Source organism: Bowmanella dokdonensis (assembly GCF_017254865.1).
Classification (GTDB): domain Bacteria; phylum Pseudomonadota; class Gammaproteobacteria; order Enterobacterales; family Alteromonadaceae; genus Bowmanella; species Bowmanella dokdonensis.
In genome coordinates this window covers 330,060-351,386 of sequence record NZ_JAFKCV010000001.1, presented here as the reverse complement: position 1 = coordinate 351,386, position 21,327 = coordinate 330,060, and the positions used below count along the sequence as shown (strand labels likewise).

The following is a 21,327-nucleotide window of genomic DNA, read 5'->3' as shown; positions in this document are numbered from 1 at the left end:
TCATGGCACGACGGCAAGATACCTGGTGGCAACGGAATAAGTTCAAACTCAATGCGCTGGTGCTGATCCTGCCGGTGTGGTTTTTATATCAGTCTCTGAATCCGCAGTTTCCGGCAGCCTGGCAGACCAAACAACTGGGTGACTACGAGCTGACTCCCATGCCTTTTAACAAGGACGGGCCGTATTTTCACCACGATATGTACGTGAAGGATTTTCTGCTGACGTTCAGCAAGGGTGAAGTCAGTTCCATCCGCCAGGCCTACCTGAATATCGGCGAGCAGGCCCTGCCCCTTGCAGAGCTTCAGCAGGGCGAGGGGGGCACATTGCACGGCACTCGCCACGGTCAGCATGTACATGCTATCGCCAAGCCCACTCTGACAGCCGATGACAAGATGTGGCTGACCGTACAAAACTGGCAGGGAGACACCTGGGTGACCAGTTGGGACCTGCCGGAGGGCCTGGTTCAATAGCTTACGGGTTGCTCTGCCATCTGCTTAACCGCTTCCAGCGGCAGGGCCTTAACCTGGCTGGCCTGGCCGGTAGCGCTTCGCACTCCCCGGGTATCGGTGGCCATCAGCATGGAGTTGTAGATGGCTTCTTCGGTGGCTTCGATGGCCGCCTGAAACAAGGGCGACATCAGGCCGTTGGGCAGCTCAGCGATGGTACTGACCTCACTGCGACGCTCAGGTGTGCGGCGCACCGACTCGGCCGTGGAAAAGCTAATCACATAATCCCCCGAGCCATTGGTAAAAGAGGAGCCGGTACGGGCAAGCCCAGCCACCGCTCTTTTGGCCAGCCGGGTCAGGTTTCGGTCGGACAAGGGCGCATCGGTGGCCACTACGATCATAATTGAGCCGTCTGCCTTATCAGAGTCCAGTGCGCCTTTGAGATAATACTGCCCCAGGGTTTTGCCCACCGGCAACCCATCCATCTGCAAAATCCCCCCATAGTTAGACTGCACCAACACCCCCACCGTAAAGCCACCAAGCTTTTCTGGCAGCAGCCTTGAGCCGGTGCCGATGCCCCCTTTCCAGCCAAAGGCTATGGTGCCGGTACCGGCACCCACCGCACCTTCCTCAACCGGGCCTGCTCGGGCAGAAAGAATGGCCTTGAGGGCATGCTCTGCCTTTACAGCCCGCTTACGGATATCATTCAGGCCGCTGTCATTGGTCTCCCCCACCACCGCATTGACCGACACCACCTGCTCATTACCGGGCTGTTTAAGGGTCCATCCGATAACAGCCTCCATGGCCTGGGGCACTGACAGGGTATTGGTCAGCAGAATCGGTGTTTCGAGCTCACCCAGTTCCCGGATCTGTGAAATACCGCTCAGCTTGCCATAGCCGTTGGCCACGTAGAGTCCGGCAGGCACCTTGTGCTGATATAGATTGCCGCCGTGGGGCAGAATCGCAGTGACCCCGGTACGGATATCCGTCCCCTCAATCAGGCTGAACTGCCCCACCAGCACGCCGGGTACATCGGTAATGGCATTGAGTTTTCCGGGTTGCAAAACCCCAGGTGCAATACCCAGGTCGCGGCTGCGCTGACGGTTGTCATCGGCTTGTAGTGATGTGACCACCCCACTCAACATCAGCAGGCACAGAATAAATCGACTCATGATGATCACTCCCAGCAGGAAAAAACCACAATACTACCCCACAAGACTACAAGCGCTCTAATGAAAAGCTATGACGATGCCAGGTCTGAGCAGCACTTGGAACACCAGTAGCAGTGCCAGTGAAGCAAACAGCGGAACGCGCCATGAAGGCGGACGGGTCACAACGGGCAAGGGCTGATTATCGAACCGATACGCCGCGAACTGCATCCAGACTAGTCCACTAAGAAGCACGATTAAAGGTAGCGCCAGTACCTCCACCATTTCACGGGGGACCCGGTACGCCACGATCAGAGGTATAGCCAGAAAAGCCGGCAGGGTCAGGATAAAATACATCAGCATCATCGGCTTATTCTGCCAGGCAGGATCAAGAGTGCCTGCCAGGGCCATAAACGGGCGGATCAGGCTCAGGGAAAACAACGGCATGGCTAATAAAGCCAGGAAGGCCACAGTCTGTTTACTGGTGGGACTAAGCTGGAAGTAATCCATCGCCATGCCCACATCGTTGTAGGGGTTCAGGGCCCCAATTACCAGCTGCGGCAGGGCCATGAACAGTCCACTGAAGGCCATCCACAACATAAAAAGCTGGCCGTTTGCCGATTCTGGCCGTTTTCCTCTCACCCGCCAAAGACACGCCAGTCCCAGCAGAAAAGTGGCCAGAGCACCGGTGCCTTGAAATAAATACATGAGCGGATGCTCACCACTCCAACTGTGATTGTTGTGGTAGATCACGGGTATCAGCCCCGGTGTCAAAGCCTTAGGAAGAACCAGAAAAACTTCCTGAATAAAGAACGTCAGATTGAATGCCAATACACAATAGAGGGTGGAGCATAGGGTTAATCTCCACAATCCTGCCCTGGAAGCCTGCCGGAGGGAGCGTTTGCGTACAGAGAGCCAATGCCAGAAACCCATTAGCATGGGCACAATCCAGAGTATCAGAATGGAAGCGTATAACAGCATGGTTTTCTGCCTCGCGAGGTACTAACGACTATATTGATGCCGGCCCTTTCATGTCGGATGGACAACCTACGCCAAACGTCCAACTGTGACAAATTAACTGGCAAGCCAATAGTAAGTGGATGTTTCATAAACAAAAAAGTTACTCAACTCGATATAATGGTACAGTCAGGCCGGCCTTATGGGTCCTGATCACCACTTTGGAGGTAAACTTTCTGATATTGTCGTTGGCCATAAACAGCCTTCTCGACAATTCGTCGTATTCCGCCATGGTTCTGGCCACGACTATTACTACCAGATCCGTCTCGCCGGCCGTGTAATAGATTTGCTGCACCTGCCCATGGCATCGCAGGCTCATAACCAATTCGTCCAGTACCCGTTCACCGCCTTTCTCCAGGTTGATATCCACTATCACCGTGCAATGGCCGGGCAGCTTATCACTGTTCAGCAGTGCTATCTCACCGCGGATGATACCCTGTTCCCTGAGCTTACGGATGCGACGCTGACAGGCCGAGGCTGACAGACCGAGTTCCGCGCCCAGTTGCTCAGTGCCCACCCGGCTATCGGCCTGCAGTCGCTGCAGAATTGCCCGGTCAAATGCATCCACGCCCGTCTCCTTCCATTATTAGACTAAATACGCCCGTAATTAGGCGTTTAAACGCCTACATTAGTGCGAAGACTAACAGGGTCAGACGTAAAATAGCAGCCGAACATCGTAAAAGAGGAATGCACGTGGCAAGAACCCTGTATGTAGGTAATTACAATGCGTCCAGTTGGGCTTTTCGTGCCTGGCTGAGCCTGAAAGAGGCGGGAATCTACTTCAGTGAACAAATGGTGGATATCCGCCGCCCCCAACGCTGGGAGAATCTTGCCCGGATCGGCGAGTTTTCACCTCCTGCCGCCGTCCCTGTGCTGGTCGATGATGGCACAGTCATCTACGACTCTCTGGCAATTATGGAGTATGCCAATGAAATGGGCGGCGGCGTATTGCTACCCGGTGACATCAAACGGCGGGCCAAAGCCAGATCTTTTATGGCCTGGCAGCACTCCACCTTCGGTCGGATTTGTCCCTGCCTGTCTTTTGAAAGCAGCTTCTATCGGGATAAAAAAAACCTGTCCACTGACGAACAAGGCGCCATTGAGAAGATCTACACGCTCTGGCAGCATGCTCTGCAGGATAATGAGGGTGACTATCTGGTTGGGGATTACTCCCTGGCCGATATGGCTTTTGTTCCCTCGGTCATAAGGTTCAGTTCCCACTACCAGCCAGATGAACGCTGGCCACTGGTGCGGGCCTGGATGGACAGGTTGCTGACCCGCCCCCATGTGGCCGACTGGATGGGTAAGGCCTATGATCAGGAACCTATCTATCTGCCGGGATACCGTAACGATCCCTAGGCAATCCGCCCCCGTTTAATGCTGGCGGGGGCTACTCCTGAAGCAAGTTAATCCCGGGATACCATCCACTTCTGGCCAGGAAATCCTCCGCGTCGGCCATCTCCAGGATTTCAGACAGAGCCTGGCGCTTGTCCGCCGCATTCAGGTAATAGGCCTTGGCAATCCTGTAACCCACCCAGTAACCCAGATCTCCCGGCGTCTCAAGGGTGGCATTATAAACCCAGGCGGTCAGATCCGTTTCATGCATCTCGTGGGCAAAACGGGTTTCTATCTCCAGCTCTCGTCCTTTAGTGGCAACCGCATGGTGGGAATAGGCCACCTGTCCGGCAATCAGCTCGCCGACAAACTCGGCGATCCCTTCAAGCAAAGAAATCTCCAGCACCGTGGGCTTGGCTTTTTCGCTCAATGCCCGTCCCGCCACCTGTTGCACATGGACGTACTCGTGCGCCAGCACATAGACGATTCGGTCTTCAACATCGGGACTAAACCAGTCGATGGCACAGAGTGCCTCAAGCCCTACCTGGATGCCGGAGTCAGGCGCACCGATGGCCATCGGCGAGCCGCGTCCAATAGCGATGGTAACAGGCAGAAGACGGGCCTGGGGATAAAGCTCGCCCAGCGTATTCAGTGCGGTTGCCAAACGTTGTCTGGCCGGCGAAAGCGCAGCCAGGCAACGTTTTGCATCGATATAGAGCTGGGGTTTCTTGGTTAAGGCAGCGGCGATGCGTTCCCCCGTCACTCTTCGTAATACGGCAAACCGCTTCAGCCCCTCTGAACCTTGATCAAGATACTCCAGTTGTAACTGCTCGGCAGTGGGCTGACCGCCTGCCTGATCATAGATACGATAAAAGAGATCAACATCTTGGGTGACAATAGTTACCTTTGCCAACGCCCCCGACGACACCGCCAAGGCTGAAAACAATATCAGCATTAAAGCCGTAAATGAGGTGGAATTCACTGAGCTTGTCTCTACTTATGGCCGAGACTCAATTCGCTTAATCACTCTTGCCGGATTTCCGGCGAGCACCAGATTGTCGCCAAAACTTTTTGTCACCACCGAGCCTGAAGCCACCACCACATTCTTGCCTAGCGTCACGCCCGGATTGATCACGGCCATGCCGCCTATCCAGCAGTTGTCACCAAATCGGATGGGTTTGGCAAACTCCCGACCACTGTTACGTGCAACAGGGTCCAGGGGGTGGGAAGCCGTGTAAATGCCCACTTGCGGTGCCAGCATACAGTTATCGCCAACCCTGACTTCAGCCACATCCAAAATCACGCAACCGAAGTTGGCATAGAAATTTTCGCCCACATGAATGTTTTCGCCGTAGTCACAGCTAAACACAGACTCAACGTAAAGATGGTTTCCTGTGGTGCCGAACAGTGACCTTAGAATATCTGCACGTTTATCCGGCTCCGCGTGGCTGGTCCGGTTGAATGTTTCCAGTGTAAGGCGGCAGTGTTGCCTGAGCCTCATCAACTCGGGATCGGCAGGTTGATACATATCTCCGGCCAGCATTTTCTGTTTTTCACTCATTTGTATCGTCCTTACACAAACCGAGAATTGCCTGACCACCGGAAGGGTAATGCAAGATAACCTGGCACCCAACAGATAACGGACCAACTGCCTGATTCAGGACGCCAGTTGCCTGACCGTGTGAAGCCTCTACCAATACGACGCAAGCGCTTAGGCTGCTGCCGTTTGGCTCAATGGCTCCAGCACCATCCTCCCGTAAGCAACAAAACTGCACAGGGCCGCCACAATAAGCCAGTACACCAGCGGAGAATACTGACCCTCAGCAAAATACAGCTGCAATCCGCAGAACAGCAACATCTCGGCCACCAACAAACCTGCAGCAACCGGCACCAGAAACGCCAGGGACTTATTCAGCAACGGCAATACCAACGCCAGTGCGCAAAGCAGCTCAACCACACTCATTGCCAGCCAGACCCCTTGTGGGATCACCGCAAAAGAGGGCATGGTCTGCTCACTGGAATTGGAGAACTTCCAGATTGCGCCCACCGCTGTATGCAGGGCAATCAATATCTGTAATGTCCATAACAGGATGTTCATCGTTTTGTTCCTCAATCAAGTTGTGTCAAAACCCGTTCCAGTGCCTCCAGGAACCTTGGCCAGCCGGCCCTGGCGCCAGAGTAGTAACGGGGTTGTTCGTCTTTAAAGCCTTCCTGCTGCATATGCAGGCGGGTTCCGCTGTTTGTGGGGGTCAGCGTCCAGGTCACTGTTGTCCTGAGTTCACCAGCATTCCAGGTGTAAACCAGCTTTTCAGGGGGATGCACCTCCAGCACCCGGCAACTTACGGCGCCCCACTCAAACTTAAGGTCGAAATGATGATCGACCACGGCCATGAAGTCGTTCTTCATCAGCCATTCCTCAATCAGCATGGGTTCGGTCAGCGCCCGCCAGACTTTTTCCGGCGGATGGGAAAGCTCACGTTCGACCACCACGGAGCGACTATCGGCAGAGGGGTTGGTCATTGGTCCATCCTTTTCAACAAATCTTCGAGTTCATTAAAGCGGCGATGCCAGAACCCGGCCATTTGGGTGGTCCAGTCAAGCAATGGCTCCAGGGCATCTGGCTGGGCTCGGTAGTGGGTCTGGCGGCCCTGGTGATGATCGCGTACCAGGCCCGCCTGTTTGAGAATGCCCAAATGCTTGGAGACGGCAGGTTGTGATACGCCCGCGTCGGCGGTCAGCGCGCCCACGGTCAGTTCCCCGTCACGACAAAGCCGTTCGAAGAGGGCCCGCCGGGTGGGATCGGCCAGGGTTTTAAACAAGATATCTTGGGTTTGGGTTATCATAATCCATAACTCGTTGGTTATTGATTTATTTATAACCCAATAGTTATGAATTGGTCAACAGTCTGTTTGGGACGGGTATCACAGGCTGGGATGGTCTGCACCTTTGTGCGCTGCAAACTCAGATCCATAAGCGAATAACTGACAACGGCCATTAGCCCATGGTTATTGGCGTCCCGCGCTCAGGCGTAGGCACCGTAGAACGTCGCCAGCCCAATGGCAATAAACACCGGCCAGGCCAGATGCCGGCCTTTGGAGCCGAGCAGCGCCACCAGCCCGTGCAAGCAAAAGGTAATGCCCACTATGGTAGCGATGGCGCTTGCGTTGCTGGTATCTGTGGCCAGACAGAGCAGAATAGAGGCAAACCCAAACCACGCCAGCGTTGTGAGGTGCCAGGCAAAACGCAGGGTATTGCGGGTAAATTCTGTGCCGCCGAATAGTTTGGGCAGGTTATCCCGGCGAAACAGACGAATAAGAATGTAACGTTCCCCAAGATAGGAATGGGCCACCCCCACGACGACTAACAATATGGCTGCAATGTAGTACAAGAGAACCTCTCCCTGGCAAGACGCTGATCACACAATGATTCTAATATGATTCGGGAATGTTTTGCTCGTTAACAGATGTAACTCTTTTTCAACCTGGCATTTTCTTCCCGCGGGTTGCATTCGACCAGTAGTTTCCCTGCTGTCATTCAGCCATCAGTAACCAGTTTTTAGTTATATGTCTATCGGTCTTGTCGTAATTGACTGATTAACAAAAGGGCGCGCCACGGCAGACCAAAGGGGAAAAAGCCCCTGCCGTTGGCTTCCACGGAGCCAGACCGCCGAACACTCAGCCATTACGCCGGGAAGACTCTCTGATTGCCAGGCCAGACAAAACCCACTGGCCGGCTGATACGACCTTTACCGCAATAGGCTGCCATGCCGGGCGGGATCCAGGCGCACCTTATTTAGCTGTTTTCAAGCTGACTGACACCGCCCGACTGCCGTCAGGCGCAGACAGGTAATTTTTGCCCGCCGGCAAGAATATTTGTCTCCCTTTTTGCGCTACCCAACAGGTCAGTGTTACTGACAGAAACTGAGCCGAAGCCCGGCGCTGATCACACCTGAGGGCTGGCTGCTACCCCCCGCTAACTCGCTGGTATGGATGCTGCTTTGTAACCGGCATCCACACCAGTACATGGAGGCAATGATGAGCAAATCAGTGGCAGACTTTCTCGTGGAACGCCTGACCAAATGGGGCGTTAACCGCGTTTTCGGCTATCCGGGCGAGGGCATAAACGGCATTCTTGGTGCACTTGATAAACACCAGGACAGCATCCGGTTTATTCAGGCCAGACATGAGGAAATGGCTGCCTTTATGGCCTGTGCCCACGCCAAGTTCACCAGCCAGGCCTCTGTCTGTGTGGCCACTTCGGGAGGGGGTGCGGTGCATTTACTCAACGGTCTGTATGATGCCGCCAAGGATCATCAGCCCGTGGTGGCCATAGTCGGTCAGCAAAGCCGCAATGCGCTGGGTGGCACATACCAGCAGGAAATCGATCTGCCTGCCCTGTTTAAGGACGTGGCCGCCTACGTGCAGATGGTGGTGGCCCCTGCCCAGATGCGCCATGTCATCGATCGGGCCATGCGTATTGCCCAGGCGGAACGGACGGTCACCTGCGTCGTTATCCCCCTTGATGTGCAAAGCATGGAGGCGGTGGAAACCCCGCCCAGAGAGCACGGCACGGTACATTCGGGAGCAGGCTACCAGCCGCCCAGGACTGTGCCCGCCGCTGCGGACCTGCAACGGGCGGCCGATATCCTCAACCAGGGTGAGAGAGTCGCTATGCTGGTAGGCGCCGGCGCCCTGGGAGCTGGGGACGAAGTGCTGCAGACCGCAAACCTGCTCGGGGCAGGGATTGCAAAAGCGTTGTTGGGTAAAACGGTCGTTGCGGATGATGAACCCAATGTTACCGGCGCCATCGGATTGCTGGGCACCAAGCCCAGTTGGCAATTGATGAAGGAATGCGACACCCTGTTGATGGTTGGCTCAGGCTTTCCTTACTCGGAATTTCTGCCGGAAGAGGGCCAGGCCAGGGGCGTACAGATTGATATCGAGCCCCGCATGCTTAACCTGCGCTATCCCATGGAGGCGAGCCTGGTGGGGGACAGCAAGGCCACCCTCAGGGAACTTATCCCTTTGCTGGAACACAAGGAGGAGCGCGCCTGGCAGGAGCAAATCAAAGAGAATGTCAGAGACTGGTGGAAAATACTCAAGGCCAGGGCGATGAAATCCGCCAATCCCATCAATCCCCAACGGGTGTTCTGGGAGCTGTCTTCCCGTCTGCCGGACAACTGCATCATCACCACAGATGCCGGTTCAGCGGCCAACTGGTACGCCCGGGACCTGAAGGTCCGGCCCACTATGATGGCTTCCCTGTCAGGAGGACTGGCGAGTATGGGATCTGGCGTACCCTATGCCATTGCAGCCAAATTCGCTCATCCGGAGCGTCCCGTTATCGCCCTGGTGGGAGACGGTGCCATGCAGATGAACGGTAATGCTGAGCTGGTCACCGTACAGAAATACTGGCAGAGCTGGCAGGATCCTCATTTCGTGGTGCTGGTCCTCAACAATCGCGACCTTAACCAGGTGACATGGGAGCAAAGAGTGCTGGCCGGAGACCCAAGGTTCAAGGATTCCCAGGCGTTGCCGGATTTTCCTTATGCGGACTACGCGAAGCTGCTGGGTTTTGAGGGTATCCTTGTGGACGATCCGGAAAAGTTAGGCTCCGCCTGGGACCAGGCCCTGAATGCACGGCGGCCCGTCCTTATTGAAGCCCGCACCGACGCCGATGTACCCCCTCTTCCTCCGCACCTGACGCTGGAGCAGGTAAAGGCCTACCTGTCGGCTTTACTCAAAGGCGACCCTGATGCGGCTGGGGTCATCGCCTCCTCGATCAAACAGGCTTCGGGAAACTGGCTGGGGAAAAATACCTGACAGACTGGCAAAAAGAGTCACCGGGAGTGGCGGATTTTGGTTGTGGCAGCAAGTTGATGGCTTCATTATCTTCGTCAGAACATGTTAATCAGCAATATGTAAAGTATATCAATATGACCGTTACCCTAAATCACACTATCGTCGTCACCCGGGACAAGCAGGCAACGGCGAAGTTTTACACTGAGATTTTTGATTTAGCACCACATAAGATGCTGGGGCATTTCGCCGTGGTGCAGGTCGATGACACCTCACTGGATCTGGTCGAGACGGATGACGAGATTGACCAACGCCATTTCGCTTTTCTTGTGAGCGAGGCGGAATTCGATGAGATTTTCCGACGCATCAAACAAAGAGGCTTGACCTACTGGGCCGATCCGTTTCGCAAACAACCTAACATAATCAATCATTGGGATGACGGACGGGGTGTCTATTTCGACGATCCCAACGGTCATCTGCTTGAGATCATTACCCGCCCATATGGGGCAGGCGGCCTCGATGCAGAGCATCCCAATCCGCTGCTGACGAGGTGAAGCAATGACTAGGGAGGAAACCAAAGGTTCAGGCCGTATAACGATTCGCGACGCAAAGGATTCCGACATCCCAACCCTGGCCCAGATCTGGTTTGACGGATGGCAAGATGCCCATGCTGAAATATTACCGTCCGGGTTGGCGCGCCACAGAACACTTGAATCCTTTGCCGAACGGTTAGTCCACGCACTGAAAAGCGTGCGTGTTGCCGACTCAGCAAATGGCTTGTTAGGCTTTAGCATGGTCAAAGACGACGAGTTGTATCAACTCTACGTGGCAGCCCCGGGGCGCGGTGCGGGGGTAGCAGCAAGCCTGAATGCTGACGCCCTGAGCCGGATAAAAGAGCAAGGTTTTCAGCTCGCGTGGCTTGCTTGTGCCATTGGTAATGCACGGGCCGCACGATTCTACCAAAAGTCGGGCTGGAATCGGACCGGCACCATGATCAGTGAGCTGGAAACGCCTGAGGGAATATTTCACCTTGAGGTATGGCGATATGAGATTCAGTTGTCCTGAAGCATGCACAGCCTTAACACAGTTGCATCCGCATTTGCGGACAGCCCTTTACACCTTCCCAGTTCCTGAAGGGTAAACGCCCGTTATACCAATCGGATTAAGACACCGGGCGTTTTGAGTCCAAGCCAGCCGGCTCAGCGCTGCGGGGGCGCAACGCTGATGCAGGACAGAGGTTAATAGTCCCAGTTCAGGGTCAGGCTGTAGTTAGTGGGTGAACCGTAGAATGCCTGCTCGGTTCTGACCGAGCTGAGGTACTCTTCGTCTGTGACATTATCCAGGTTCAGACTCAGGGAAAGCTGCTTATTGAAACGATACTGAACATAGCCGCCGAGCAATCCGTAGCTGCCCTGAGAGATGCGTCCGTACGCGGAATCAAAATAGATTTCACTTTGCCAGCGTAGCGAAACACCCAGGTTCAGTTTCTCTTGCCAGTCAGGGGAATAGTCCGCCAGCAGCTTGAAGGTTCTGCGTGGAATGAAGGTCCGGGCGTCCTCACCGTTTTTGTCGTCCATGGTCAGCAGGGTTAAACCACCCTGCAGCGACCATTCGGAGGTTATTTTCCCTGACACTTCAAGCTCGATGCCGTTCGAATCCACCGTTACCCCCTGGTAAAGGGCGTAATCGAAGTCATCCGAATAGTCATCGTCCTCGACACCATCGCCGTCACCGTATTCGATAAACTCATACAGGTTTTCCTGTTCGGTTCTGAACAGGGCCAGGCTGACCAGGAAATTGTTGGCAAAACGCTTCTTCACGCCCACCTCAAGGCTGCTTCCTTGCGCAGACCCTAAAGGCTCAAGATCTTCGTTCAGATAGTACTGAGGCTGGTAAATGTCGCTGTAACTGCCGTAGAGATTAACATCCTCCGTGACCTCCCAGGTGAAGCCCAGATAAGGGCTGCTGCCGTCTTCTGTTGTCGACGTAGAGGCTCCCCAGGCCTCCCCCTCGTTTTCATAATCAACGAAGCTTGCCCCCAGCACCAGATCGACATTTTCCGACACGGCCAACTGCACTGCACCATAGAAACGGTTCAGGGAAATATCAGTAAAGCCGGCTTCATAGGGTTCGGCCCAGGCCGGCCTTGCCACTTCATTACCCACCCAGCCGGGGAAAGGGGGCATGACATCGAAACCGCTTAACGCACCTGAATCTAGGTCGCTGGTTTTAGAATCTGCCAGGCTGATGCCGAGGTTGAATGTATGCAGCCTGCCCCAGCCCTCAAAGGTGCCCTGAAGGGTATTGTCCCAGATTAGCGTTTCGTCCTCCGCCGAGAACTTACCCGGGTAGCCAAGCATGCCCAGCCCGGTTTGCCGCTCCAGGCCGGTGTTTGAGTAGGTATAAAATAACTCAGACTGATCTTCGTACCGGATATGGTTCAGCTTACTGGTGAAATTGAGGTTGTCATTGATGTACCAGCTCAGCTCTGCGAAGGCCGTCTGGTTCAAAGTATCCCAATAAGTCCAGTCCATCGCCGTAGTGGTGGAGACAGAAAAATCCAGCTGCTTGCCGTCAGAATAAATTAACGGCACCGCTCCCCAGGTCACCCCGTCACTGTTGTTGTCCTGATGGCTATAGCCAAAGGTCAGCGTTACCGAATCACTCACCTGCCCATCGACTACACCGTAGAGGACGGTTCTGTTATTTTCGTAAAGATTCAGCCAGCTTTCCTTGTCCTGATGAACCACCACTGCCCGTGCAGCCCAACTGCCCGATTCGGTTAAGGGGGTTGAGACATCGGCAACCGCCCGCACGTTTGACCAGCGCCCCAGGGTTAACGCGATACTTGCCTGCGTGTCGTTGCCCGGGCGTTTTCTGACGTAGTTGACCGTTCCTGAGGGGTTTCCTAACCCGGTAATCAGTCCGTTGGAGCCACGAATGAACTCGACTTTTTCATAGATAGCGGTATCCAGATCGCCCACAAAAATGTCACCAAAAGGTATGCCAGAACCATCAATGTGCATACTCGTAATGTCAAAACCCCGGGCATTGAAATAAGTACGATCGGTTTCGCTTTGGTCAACATTGATACCCGTGACCTGTTTGAACAGGCTGTTGATGTCACTGAGGTTGTAGTTGGAAATGGTTTCCTGTTCAAGAATCGACAGGGATTGAGGGGTGTCGAAACTATCAAGGCCCAGACCCGTCGCCCCTGAGCTGAAGCGCTGGGTGCGGCTTTCGACAATACGGATGACTTCCATTTCCTGGTTGTCCGCCTGGGTCGCCGCTTTGTTAGCTGGTTGTGCATGGGCATGAACGGCAAACGCCAACATTACAGGGGATAACGCAAAGAGCGGCTTGTTGGTCATAATGTGTTCTCTGATGGTTTAGTGTGTTTGAGCAAGGCGACATTATAAAGATCACAAGTCTAACTTCAAATAGTAATTATTATCATTTGTCATTCGTAACGGATTCATCTCACATACCACCCTCCCGTTCCTTCTGCCTAACCAACCTCGGTTAATCAGCTTCTCAGATCGGGTTTGGTCACTCCTAGACACAGACAGGTTTCAACAGGAAGTGGCAGCACGTGGTTAACGCGAGGGCTGAAACGTATCGCAACAGGCTCGAGGCTTGGTAATCGATCTGTCACTTATCACGCACAAAAAGCAGACCCGTATGAATCGTATACATGTGGCGCCTTCCCTATTGAAGCTCAGTTAGAGACAAACATTTTTAATCTGCCGGAAACACAGGAAAGCGGAGAACAATCAAAATATTTGAAAATAGAAATTATTATCATTAGCATGTGTGGCACAAAAATGCTCACATCAGGCTATAGATGAACACATTCGCTAGACACCTTATCGGCTTGGCGGTTGGCGCTGCATTGCTACCGTCAATTGCATGGGCTCAAACTCATGACAATGAAAACAAAGACAACGAAGTTAAAGAAAAGATATTTGACCATATCGAAGTAACGGCCAGTCCCCTCGACCGCGCAACAACAGCAACCGGCCTACCGTTAACGTTGCGTGAAACCCCACAGTCTATTTCCGTTATCGACAGAACCTTCATTGACAGTTTCTCCCTTGATACTGTTGCTGACGTTATGCAGTTCGCCCCGGGGATCCAGGCGCAACAGGCAGAAACTGATCGATTCTTTTTCCGGGCCCGTGGCCGGGATGTGACGAACTTCCAGTTTGATGGCGTTCCCATTGGCTACAACAGTTTCTTCAGTGAAGCGCTGGCAGATTCAATCGTGTTTGAGCGGGTGGAGGTGGTGCGTGGTGCCACCGGCTTGCTAACCGGCGCGGGCGAACCCTCAGCGGCAATCAACCTGATTAGGAAGAGGCCGCGCATTGAGGATAGCGGCTTCGCCAGCGCCAGTGTCGGCTCCTGGAATAACACTCGTGTGGAGGCGGATCACTCACAAACACTCACCCAAAACGGGTATATAAAGGGCCTGGTGGCGGTAGCACATGAACAGGGCGACAGTTATGTGCATTTGTCAGAGAAGGACAATACGCAAGTTTATGCCGTCATTGCGGCCGATTTGACATCACAAACCCGGGTGACGGCTGGGGCGGACTACAGTGAGCGAAATCCGAAAGGCAGTATGTGGGGCGCCTTGCCCTTGTTCTATTCCGATGGCACTCAAACCGATGATTTACCTGTCAGTACGACCACTGCCTCCCCATGGAACACTTGGACCCGCAAGAGCACCAATGTGTTTTTACAGTTGGAACATGCCTTCGATAATGGCTGGGACATACAAGTTGATGTGGAGCACCGTGAAGGGGAAATGGACGGCTATCTGTTGTATTTCTCGGGCTTCCCGGATAAAGAAAGCGGTGAAGGACTGGGCGCCTCCCCTAACCATTATGTGTCCGACCGCGAGCAGACCTCTTTCAGAATTTTAGCCTCCGGCCCGTTTGAATTATTTGGCCGTGAGCACCAACTAACCGCCGGCGCGCTGTATGCGAAGCAGGACGTGGATGCCGCTTCCTACGGTACAAATGATACCATTATGGTGCCCAGCCTGTATGAATGGGGCAACGGGGTGCCCGCACCGAACTTCAGCGCTACACCGCAATATTCCACCACAGACTCCCATTCACAAAAAGGCATATACGCGGCGGCTAAATTGAACCTGACGGATAATCTGACCGCCATTCTGGGTAACCGCATTACTGACTACGAGACCCGGGCTACTGCACCCTGGACCAGCAGTGAGTATGAAAACAATAGCGTCAATACTCCCTATACTGGTGTGGTGTACGCCATTACCGACCTCATCTCTGCCTATGCCAGCTACACTGAAATTTTTCAGCCTCAGGACGCGCGGGATAGGAATAACCGGCTCATCGGTCCCATTGAGGGGGCAAATGCGGAACTGGGTATTAAGGGCGACTTCTTTAATGAAGCCTTAAGCGCAAGTTTTGCCGTATACGAAGTGGAAGAGGGCAATTTAGCCATCCCCGACCCTGACAATACTGATCCGCTTCCTGGCACCACCCTTTTCCCGTCTATTGGCGTAGAAGGCGCGAAAAGCAAGGGTTTCGAAGCAGAATTGACCGGCAAGCCAACGAAGCGGCTGAATCTCTTACTCAGCTACACCTACAACCAGGCAGAAGATGCCGATGGCTCTGACTATGCGCCGTACTTACCCCAGAGAATGGTAAAAGCCAGCGTATTATACCGTCTGTCTGATTCGCTTATGGTTGGTGTCAATGCAAACTGGCAAAGCGAAACGACCAATCCTGGGGCAGGCCCCAATGGTGAGACCTTTGTTCAGGACAGCTATGCCGTAGTGAACCTGATGGCCCGATACCAATTTGCCCGGGCCTGGAAACTCACTGCCAACCTGAATAACCTGTTTGACGAGAAGTATTTCTCAAGCATCGATTTCTACAACCAGGGTTACTTCGGCGCTCCCCGCAATGCAGAGGTCAGCATCAGCTATAGCTGGTAATGACTGTCGCCCAAAAGCGGCCGCTTGCGCCTGTAGGCTGAGGCGTATAGTTTTTTGCCGAGATGGATGCCAGAAAGGTGACAAACACGGGAAACGCTTAAAATCACATCAATTCCAATTCAACATGCCGTATTATCAGAGGCTTGAATTTGCCAAAAGATAGCACTCGCATCTGCACAACAGGGTATGAGGTAATTGGATGAGAAGGATACTGCAAGATCAGACACAGCCGTTATCCGGGGTGAAATATGCGCTGTGCCTGATTTTATTTTGTTGTTTACCCGCTCAGGCCAAGCAGCCTGTTGTTGCCAGCTACTATATGGCCAGCGGAAATCCCATGGCGGTGAGCAATCTTCCTGCAGAAAAACTCAGCCATATTCTGTATGCCTTTGTCGCCTTGTGTGGTGATAACAGCGGCGCCGATGAGAAAACCCGTCAGGCCATTGAGATTGCCTGCAGGGACAAAGCACCTTATTCAGCGGTTTTCTATAACGAGAAGGAGGTGGTCGTTGAATTGGCCGCCTTCAGTAAGTTAAAGCAGCAGCATCCGCATTTGCGTATATTGCCTTCCTTTGGAGGTTGGACCTTATCCCACCCCTTCCACGGTATGGCCAAAAGTGAAGCGGCAAGGAAACATTTTGTGCAGTCTGCGGTTACGTTAGTCGCACAGCATGACGTATTCGACGGTATCGATATTGACTGGGAGTACCCCGGTGGTGGGGGCAACAGCCAGATCCTGTTGACAGGGCAGCAGGCCCAGAACGAAAAACAGGTATTTGCCCTGCTGATGCAGGAGTTACGGGCAGCCTTGAACAACCTTGGACACAGCACGGGCAGAGACTACCAACTTACGGCGGCGGTCAGTGGCAGCCGCGACAAGACCCGGGCAATTGACTGGCAACAAGCCGCTCCTGTGATGGATTATATCTTCGCCATGACCTACGACTTCGCCGTGGGGGACGGTCAGGCGGCACACCACACCAACCTGTTCAGTAGCGACCAAGACACCCTCAGCACGGCAGGGATGATCAACAATCTTCTCAATGCGGGCGTCCCGCCTGAAAAACTGGTCGTCGGCGTCGCCTTTTATGGCCGGGGCTGGAATAACAGTGATTGGCACGGAACAGGTTTTGGTGGACAGCAGCTGGCTGTTTCGACGGGAAGCTACGCCTATAAAGAGTTAATCGCCACCCCGCCTGCTGGATACGAATACGGCTATGATACCCGGACCGAAGCCGCTTACTATTTTAATTCTGCCACAAAAGGGTTTATTTCGTTTGACGACACCCGCTCGGTCAGGGCGAAGGCTAAATGGTTAAAAGACCAGGGGCTGGCCGGGTTATTTTCATGGCAAATAGTGCACGACAACGGCGACCTGCTTGATGAGATGTACAAGGCGATGCAATCGCAGGAAAAAGACGGGGTCCCTCTTGAGCGCAAGCCGCAGTAAAGGAACAGGATTAAATAATTACTGTGTCAGCAGTTCGTTGTGTGGCTTGAAATTCAGTCCACAACGCCGGATAAAGTCATGCAAGGCCTCGAGTTCCTGTTGATGCATTGAACAATCAAACGACTGCGGCATGGCCAGCCTGGGGAAAATCCCATAGCCTGCCAGCAGACAGGCCCAGGATTTGGGTTGATAACTGCCCATCAACTTGTACTTGAGCATATCCCCGGCGAAATCCGGACTCTTGTGCCAAAGGGTTAAAATGGCCCGTAAGGTATCAGAGATATTGGCATTGGCCGCGTTATCCAACCAGTAGGCGCTGTCAGTTCGCTGATTCACTTTATAATGACAGACGATATAGTCGCGGATGCCATCAAACCTGCCGTTAATATTCTGATTGAATGCTTGCTCATACTGGTTGGTAAATTTTCCTTCCTGAAAATACTGCATAAACTGCGCAATGGTGTTAAACGAAAGGGCTATCGCCGTGGCCTCCAATGGCTCAATAAAGCCCTGTGACAGCCCTACGGCAAGACAGTTTTTGTGCCAGTGTTTTTCAACCCGCCCTACCTTCATCTTCAGATGCCTGGCTTGGACATCCCCTTCCAGTAAGCCCAGATGTTGTCTCAGCTCCGTTTCGGCCTGGTCTGCATCGATATAATCACTGCTGTACACATAGCCATTGCCAAACCTGTTCCGTAACGGGATTTTCCACGCCCAGCCGCTGGACAGCGCCGTGGAGCGGGTTTCCACCGGCAGTACCGAAGAAATAGCACTTGGCATCACCACGGCCGAGTCATTAAATAAATTGTCTTTAAAACTCTTAAAACTCACCTTCAAGCTCTGCTGCATCAGCAGTGAATTAAACCCCGAGCAGTCGATAAAAAAGTCAGCCTTTAACCGCCTGCCGTCACTCAGCATAACCGCACTGAGATCGCCATTTGGGTGCACCTCAACCTCTGCCACATTGGCGACAATTCTGTTCACTCCCTGGTTTTGCGCATGCTCGGCCAGAAACTGCCCCAGCAGGGCCGAGTCGAAGTGATAACCGTAGGCTATGCCAAAAGGGAAAGACTCGGCCGGTATCGGCCCTAAATGATTTCGGGTCAGATAAGTCTCCAGAAAATACTTGTCCGGATGGGCATCCACCTCATGCCCCTGCATTCTGGCGCGGATATTCCTGAAAAACAGCGGCAGGGTGAAGGCATCATCGGTTTGCGCGGCAAAGGGGTGAAAGTAGGACTCAAAACCGGCAATGGCTGACCAGTTATCAAAAGTGATGCCGTTTTTGTAGGTGGCATTGCAACGGGGCATCCATTGCGCGTCAGTGACTTTGATGGCATCAAAAAACAACTTCAGGTGAGGAGTGCTGCCTTCGCCGACCCCGATTATGCCTATGTCTTTGGATTCAACCAGGCTGATTTCGCTGCCCTGCCATTTGCTGGCCAGCAGACTTGCAACCATCCAGCCTGCGGTGCCGCCACCCACTATCAGTATTTTCTTCGGCTGACCTTCGCTGTTATTCATGGCTGTCTTCGCACCTTTATTTTTGTAGCTTTTTGATAAAGTAGTCTTTGACCGTCCTGATGTAATCAGACGACAACGTCCCCAGAATATGCTGTTGGTGGGTGGGTATATAAGAGGCGGGATCCACTCCTTGTTTAAATAAGTAGTGGTCAAACATACAGCGCCAGGCCTCGCGCTGCTTTTGAGTTAGATCACGCATTGCCAGCAACGCGAGGTTCAGACTGTCAATGGCACTGGGGGGGACGGCCCCGGGTGCCGACGAGCCGTTCCACCAGTAATTCACCAGTGCGTTAAGCTTCTCCAGGGATTCAACATGGTGCCACCAGAGCATGGGAATAAAGATGGCATCCCCCGGTCCCAGCTCTGCGCTGTAAGCCCCGGCCAGCGCCTGTTTAAACAGGGGGTAGCGGGTAAAATCCGGGTTATTGACATCCACCAAACTGGTCGGGGCCCCTGCCGGGGTAAAGTTAAGCGGACCGGGATACAAATGGCAGGTTTGCTCTGGGGGAAACAGGATAAAGCGCCGGCGGCCGGCCACCACGCAGGCAAGGTTGTCTGAGCCGTCGTAATGGGTGCTGACAATACCTTCATTGCCGACCCAAAGACGAGGCTCCAGATCGGTAAAGAAGTCGCTGCGGTTGTCCTCCGCCAGACCCGGCAGGATTTCGCCGAGCATGGCGTTTTGCATGGAGATCGCCGGATACACCTCTCTGTCCATCAGCTCCAGCAGGCGGCCCAAAAACAGATCGACGCGCTCGTCACCACTCAAGTAGTTAACGTCGGTCATGTCCTCATTGTAATAAAAACGCTTATTGGCGGCAGGCGGCGCTACCACCATTCTGGCTTTCCGGCCCTGATAAAACTGAAGCAGGTAGGCGACAAACTCTTGCGGCGTTTTTCTGGCTGACGCCACCAACGGCCAGTCACTGGCAAATCCCCGTATGACCACCGGCTCTTGCTCAGGGGCTATCTGATTAAAGAACTGCCCTGCGCTCAGCGTTGAATACTCTGCAATGGCTTTAAATTCTCTCATGGACTTGTCCGCCCCCGTATAAGGCATCACGCGGCATTTTCTGTCCGTTACTCAACGGGCCGGGCAATGGGCCTGGATATAGTCATAATGCTTGGGCATTTTCTGCACCTCTGTGCGGATACTTTGCCTGTTTTCACTCAGTGTACTGGCCAGCCCCTGAGGATGAAACGCATCCAGCAAGGGATGATACTTCTGCGGACGAATATTCATGCCCTCTAGAATGGCGTACCAGCTGTCACTGGTAAAAAACTGCCCCGGGGAATGCTCCATCTGCCCTCGTTTTCGAAACAGGCGTAACTTTTCACTCAATGCATCCGGCACCGGCATCGTCTGGCACCAACGCCAGAACTCAGTGTCCCGACGACCCGAGGTGCAGTAATGCAGAATGATAAAGTCACGGATTTCCAGGTAATCCGTATCGATCTTCTGATTGAAGCTGTGTTCATTGTCCGGATCAAAATCCCTGTCGGGAAAATGCCTGATAAAGTGCACCAACGTCTTATACACAAGATGAATGGCGGTAGACTCCAGCGGCTCCAGAAATCCTCCCGCAAGACCCAGTGCCAGACAGTTGTTGTGCCAGATCTTGTTCCGTTTACCGGTCACAAAAGGAATAACCTTTGGCTCACTGAGTAGTTTGCCCCTGACGCTGTTGACCAGCGTAGCCATGGCTTTATCGTCGCTGCAAAACCCGCTGGAGAACAAATAGCCGTTGCCGGTCCGGTGCTGCAGGGGAATGGTCCAGGTCCAGCCGGCCTCACGGGCAGTAGCGACCGTATAGGGCACGGGATTGCCGACATTTTCTGTTTGTACCGTGACTGCGCGATTACAGGGTAAATAATCCGACCAATCCTGATAGCCCACCTGCAGGGCCTCTTGGATTAAACGCCCTTTAAAGCCGGTGCAGTCGATAAAAAAGTCGCTGTGGATACTTGCGCCGTTCTCCAGCTCCAGCCCCTGAATAAAGGATTTTTCATCAACCTTCACCTTGTTGACCGTGGCTTCTGTGCGGGCAACACCCCGCTTCAGGCAAAGGCCACGTAAATAATCAGCGACCTGAACGGCATCCAGGTGCAAGGCATGGGCATAGCTTGCCAGTACCCAGTTTTGCGGCTGGCGGGGGCGCAGCATAAAGCGCTGCTGCTCGGCCATGATGGCACTGGGGGAATAGTCCAGCCAGCGGGATTCGTCTCCATTTTCCACTGACTTTAACCAGGCCTGATAAAAATCAAAGCCATTGATATCTTTTCCTACCCTGCCAAAGGGATGGAAAAAGCGCTGCCCGACAGTTGACCAGTCGTCGAAGCGAATACCCAGCTTAAAACTGGCGGAGGTGGCCTGGATAAACTCCTTGAGATCAATCCCACTGGCCTGGATAAAATCCATTATTGAAGGGACGGTAGACTCCCCCACCCCTATGCTGGCGATATCCGGGGATTCCACCACTGTGATCTGAATCTTGCTCCCCCTTAACGCGCTTGAGAGCAAGGTGGCAGCCATCCAGCCGGCTGTGCCGCCACCGACAATGCAGATGGACGTTAAGGCATTTTGCATAATAAAACCGTCTTAAGACTCATCAGCGTCCTGCGCCGTCAGGTA

At 53.6% G+C, this 21,327-nt stretch carries 20 protein-coding genes; 7 read left to right on the top strand and 13 right to left on the bottom strand.

Going from position 1 to position 21,327, the window contains the following annotated elements:
* Nucleotides 1–2: 2 nt before the first annotated feature.
* A complete protein-coding gene (locus J0A66_RS01660; protein ID WP_206572022.1) occupies nucleotides 3–470 on the top strand; it encodes a PA2404 family protein in 468 nt (155 codons plus the stop codon).
* Here the strand turns inward: J0A66_RS01660 and J0A66_RS01655 are convergent.
* The 3 genes from J0A66_RS01655 to J0A66_RS23675 all read right to left on the bottom strand — a co-directional run bounded on the left by J0A66_RS01655 (nucleotide 464) and on the right by J0A66_RS23675 (nucleotide 3,179).
* Nucleotides 464–1,618 carry a P1 family peptidase gene (locus J0A66_RS01655; RefSeq protein WP_206572021.1) on the bottom strand — a complete coding sequence of 385 codons (1,155 nt, stop codon included), beginning with the start codon at nucleotides 1,616–1,618 and terminating at the stop codon, nucleotides 464–466. The two genes, J0A66_RS01660 and J0A66_RS01655, sit on opposite strands and share 7 nt — an antisense overlap.
* 57 nt (nucleotides 1,619–1,675) lie before the next feature.
* Nucleotides 1,676–2,575, bottom strand: coding sequence for a hypothetical protein (locus J0A66_RS01650; RefSeq protein ID WP_206572020.1), 900 nt, complete (start codon nucleotides 2,573–2,575; stop codon nucleotides 1,676–1,678).
* A gap of 139 nt (nucleotides 2,576–2,714) precedes the next feature.
* On the bottom strand, nucleotides 2,715–3,179 hold the full coding sequence (locus tag J0A66_RS23675) for an AsnC family transcriptional regulator (protein ID WP_206572019.1): 465 nt from the start codon (nucleotides 3,177–3,179) through the stop codon (nucleotides 2,715–2,717).
* 125 nt (nucleotides 3,180–3,304) lie between these two features.
* Here J0A66_RS23675 and J0A66_RS01640 point away from each other — a divergent pair, with 125 nt between their 5' ends.
* Nucleotides 3,305–3,970 carry a glutathione S-transferase N-terminal domain-containing protein gene (locus J0A66_RS01640; RefSeq protein WP_206572018.1) on the top strand — a complete coding sequence of 222 codons (666 nt, stop codon included), beginning with the start codon at nucleotides 3,305–3,307 and terminating at the stop codon, nucleotides 3,968–3,970.
* Nucleotides 3,971–4,001: 31 nt separating this feature from the next.
* On the opposite strand, the gene J0A66_RS23670 is transcribed toward J0A66_RS01640, so the two are convergent.
* From J0A66_RS23670 to J0A66_RS01610, 6 genes are all read right to left on the bottom strand, one after another.
* Entirely contained in the window at nucleotides 4,002–4,928 is a 927-nt protein-coding gene (locus J0A66_RS23670; RefSeq protein ID WP_206572017.1) for a DUF2268 domain-containing putative Zn-dependent protease, read from the bottom strand.
* A gap of 15 nt (nucleotides 4,929–4,943) precedes the next feature.
* Nucleotides 4,944–5,507 (bottom strand): sugar O-acetyltransferase, encoded by a 564-nt coding sequence (locus J0A66_RS01630; RefSeq protein WP_206572016.1) that lies wholly within the window; start codon nucleotides 5,505–5,507, stop codon nucleotides 4,944–4,946.
* 150 nt (nucleotides 5,508–5,657) lie between these two features.
* Nucleotides 5,658–6,044, bottom strand: coding sequence for a hypothetical protein (locus J0A66_RS01625; RefSeq protein ID WP_206572015.1), 387 nt, complete (start codon nucleotides 6,042–6,044; stop codon nucleotides 5,658–5,660).
* Nucleotides 6,045–6,055: 11 nt separating this feature from the next.
* Entirely contained in the window at nucleotides 6,056–6,466 is a 411-nt protein-coding gene (locus tag J0A66_RS01620; RefSeq protein WP_206572014.1) for an SRPBCC family protein, read from the bottom strand.
* The gene (locus tag J0A66_RS01615; RefSeq protein ID WP_206572013.1) at nucleotides 6,463–6,789 is read right to left on the bottom strand and encodes an ArsR/SmtB family transcription factor; all 327 of its coding nucleotides are present in this window, start codon (nucleotides 6,787–6,789) and stop codon (nucleotides 6,463–6,465) included. Before J0A66_RS01615 ends, J0A66_RS01620 begins: the two co-directional genes overlap by 4 nt.
* A 179-nt stretch (nucleotides 6,790–6,968) precedes the next feature.
* A complete protein-coding gene (locus J0A66_RS01610) occupies nucleotides 6,969–7,334 on the bottom strand; it encodes a hypothetical protein (protein WP_206572012.1) in 366 nt (121 codons plus the stop codon).
* A 646-nt stretch (nucleotides 7,335–7,980) separates the two neighbouring features.
* On the opposite strand from J0A66_RS01610, the gene J0A66_RS01605 reads away from it, so the two are divergent.
* The 3 genes from J0A66_RS01605 (at nucleotide 7,981) to J0A66_RS01595 (ending at nucleotide 10,809) form a co-directional block, all read left to right on the top strand.
* Nucleotides 7,981–9,768, top strand: coding sequence for a thiamine pyrophosphate-requiring protein (locus J0A66_RS01605; protein ID WP_206572011.1), 1,788 nt, complete (start codon nucleotides 7,981–7,983; stop codon nucleotides 9,766–9,768).
* Nucleotides 9,769–9,881: 113 nt separating this feature from the next.
* Entirely contained in the window at nucleotides 9,882–10,298 is a 417-nt protein-coding gene (locus J0A66_RS01600; RefSeq protein WP_206572010.1) for a VOC family protein, read from the top strand.
* Nucleotides 10,299–10,302: 4 nt separating this feature from the next.
* Nucleotides 10,303–10,809: a GNAT family N-acetyltransferase gene (locus tag J0A66_RS01595; protein WP_206572009.1), complete on the top strand. Its 507-nt coding sequence runs from the start codon at nucleotides 10,303–10,305 to the stop codon at nucleotides 10,807–10,809.
* A gap of 173 nt (nucleotides 10,810–10,982) precedes the next feature.
* Here J0A66_RS01595 and J0A66_RS01590 read toward each other — a convergent pair whose 3' ends face one another.
* A complete protein-coding gene (locus J0A66_RS01590) occupies nucleotides 10,983–13,115 on the bottom strand; it encodes a TonB-dependent siderophore receptor (protein WP_206572008.1) in 2,133 nt (710 codons plus the stop codon).
* 473 nt (nucleotides 13,116–13,588) lie between these two features.
* Here J0A66_RS01590 and J0A66_RS01585 point away from each other — a divergent pair, with 473 nt between their 5' ends.
* Nucleotides 13,589–15,721, top strand: coding sequence for a TonB-dependent siderophore receptor (locus tag J0A66_RS01585; RefSeq protein ID WP_206572007.1), 2,133 nt, complete (start codon nucleotides 13,589–13,591; stop codon nucleotides 15,719–15,721).
* A gap of 199 nt (nucleotides 15,722–15,920) precedes the next feature.
* On the top strand, nucleotides 15,921–17,171 hold the full coding sequence (locus J0A66_RS01580) for a glycoside hydrolase family 18 protein (protein ID WP_206572006.1): 1,251 nt from the start codon (nucleotides 15,921–15,923) through the stop codon (nucleotides 17,169–17,171).
* Nucleotides 17,172–17,189: 18 nt separating this feature from the next.
* Here J0A66_RS01580 and J0A66_RS01575 read toward each other — a convergent pair whose 3' ends face one another.
* From J0A66_RS01575 to J0A66_RS01565, 3 genes are read right to left on the bottom strand one after another with little or no spacing between them, the layout of a single operon-like run.
* Entirely contained in the window at nucleotides 17,190–18,695 is a 1,506-nt protein-coding gene (locus J0A66_RS01575; protein WP_206572005.1) for a tryptophan halogenase family protein, read from the bottom strand.
* Nucleotides 18,696–18,711: 16 nt separating this feature from the next.
* The gene (locus tag J0A66_RS01570) at nucleotides 18,712–19,728 is read right to left on the bottom strand and encodes a cupin-like domain-containing protein (protein WP_206572004.1); all 1,017 of its coding nucleotides are present in this window, start codon (nucleotides 19,726–19,728) and stop codon (nucleotides 18,712–18,714) included.
* 51 nt (nucleotides 19,729–19,779) lie between these two features.
* A complete protein-coding gene (locus J0A66_RS01565) occupies nucleotides 19,780–21,282 on the bottom strand; it encodes a tryptophan halogenase family protein (protein ID WP_206572003.1) in 1,503 nt (500 codons plus the stop codon).
* Between the last annotated feature and the right edge of the window lie 45 nt (nucleotides 21,283–21,327).

Coding starts and splice junctions, on each gene's coding strand:
- J0A66_RS01650 (WP_206572020.1), bottom strand. CDS start 2,575: ATGCTGTTATACGCTTCCATTCTGATACTCTGGATTGTGCCCATGCTA.
- J0A66_RS01580 (WP_206572006.1), top strand. CDS start 15,921: ATGAGAAGGATACTGCAAGATCAGACACAGCCGTTATCCGGGGTGAAA.
- J0A66_RS01590 (WP_206572008.1), bottom strand. CDS start 13,115: ATGACCAACAAGCCGCTCTTTGCGTTATCCCCTGTAATGTTGGCGTTT.
- J0A66_RS01585 (WP_206572007.1), top strand. CDS start 13,589: ATGAACACATTCGCTAGACACCTTATCGGCTTGGCGGTTGGCGCTGCA.
- J0A66_RS01595 (WP_206572009.1), top strand. CDS start 10,303: ATGACTAGGGAGGAAACCAAAGGTTCAGGCCGTATAACGATTCGCGAC.
- J0A66_RS01630 (WP_206572016.1), bottom strand. CDS start 5,507: ATGAGTGAAAAACAGAAAATGCTGGCCGGAGATATGTATCAACCTGCC.
- J0A66_RS01575 (WP_206572005.1), bottom strand. CDS start 18,695: ATGAATAACAGCGAAGGTCAGCCGAAGAAAATACTGATAGTGGGTGGC.
- J0A66_RS01605 (WP_206572011.1), top strand. CDS start 7,981: ATGAGCAAATCAGTGGCAGACTTTCTCGTGGAACGCCTGACCAAATGG.
- J0A66_RS01655 (WP_206572021.1), bottom strand. CDS start 1,618: ATGAGTCGATTTATTCTGTGCCTGCTGATGTTGAGTGGGGTGGTCACA.
- J0A66_RS01570 (WP_206572004.1), bottom strand. CDS start 19,728: ATGAGAGAATTTAAAGCCATTGCAGAGTATTCAACGCTGAGCGCAGGG.
- J0A66_RS01565 (WP_206572003.1), bottom strand. CDS start 21,282: ATGCAAAATGCCTTAACGTCCATCTGCATTGTCGGTGGCGGCACAGCC.
- J0A66_RS01620 (WP_206572014.1), bottom strand. CDS start 6,466: ATGACCAACCCCTCTGCCGATAGTCGCTCCGTGGTGGTCGAACGTGAG.
- J0A66_RS01625 (WP_206572015.1), bottom strand. CDS start 6,044: ATGAACATCCTGTTATGGACATTACAGATATTGATTGCCCTGCATACA.
- J0A66_RS01615 (WP_206572013.1), bottom strand. CDS start 6,789: ATGATAACCCAAACCCAAGATATCTTGTTTAAAACCCTGGCCGATCCC.
- J0A66_RS01600 (WP_206572010.1), top strand. CDS start 9,882: ATGACCGTTACCCTAAATCACACTATCGTCGTCACCCGGGACAAGCAG.
- J0A66_RS01660 (WP_206572022.1), top strand. CDS start 3: ATGGCACGACGGCAAGATACCTGGTGGCAACGGAATAAGTTCAAACTC.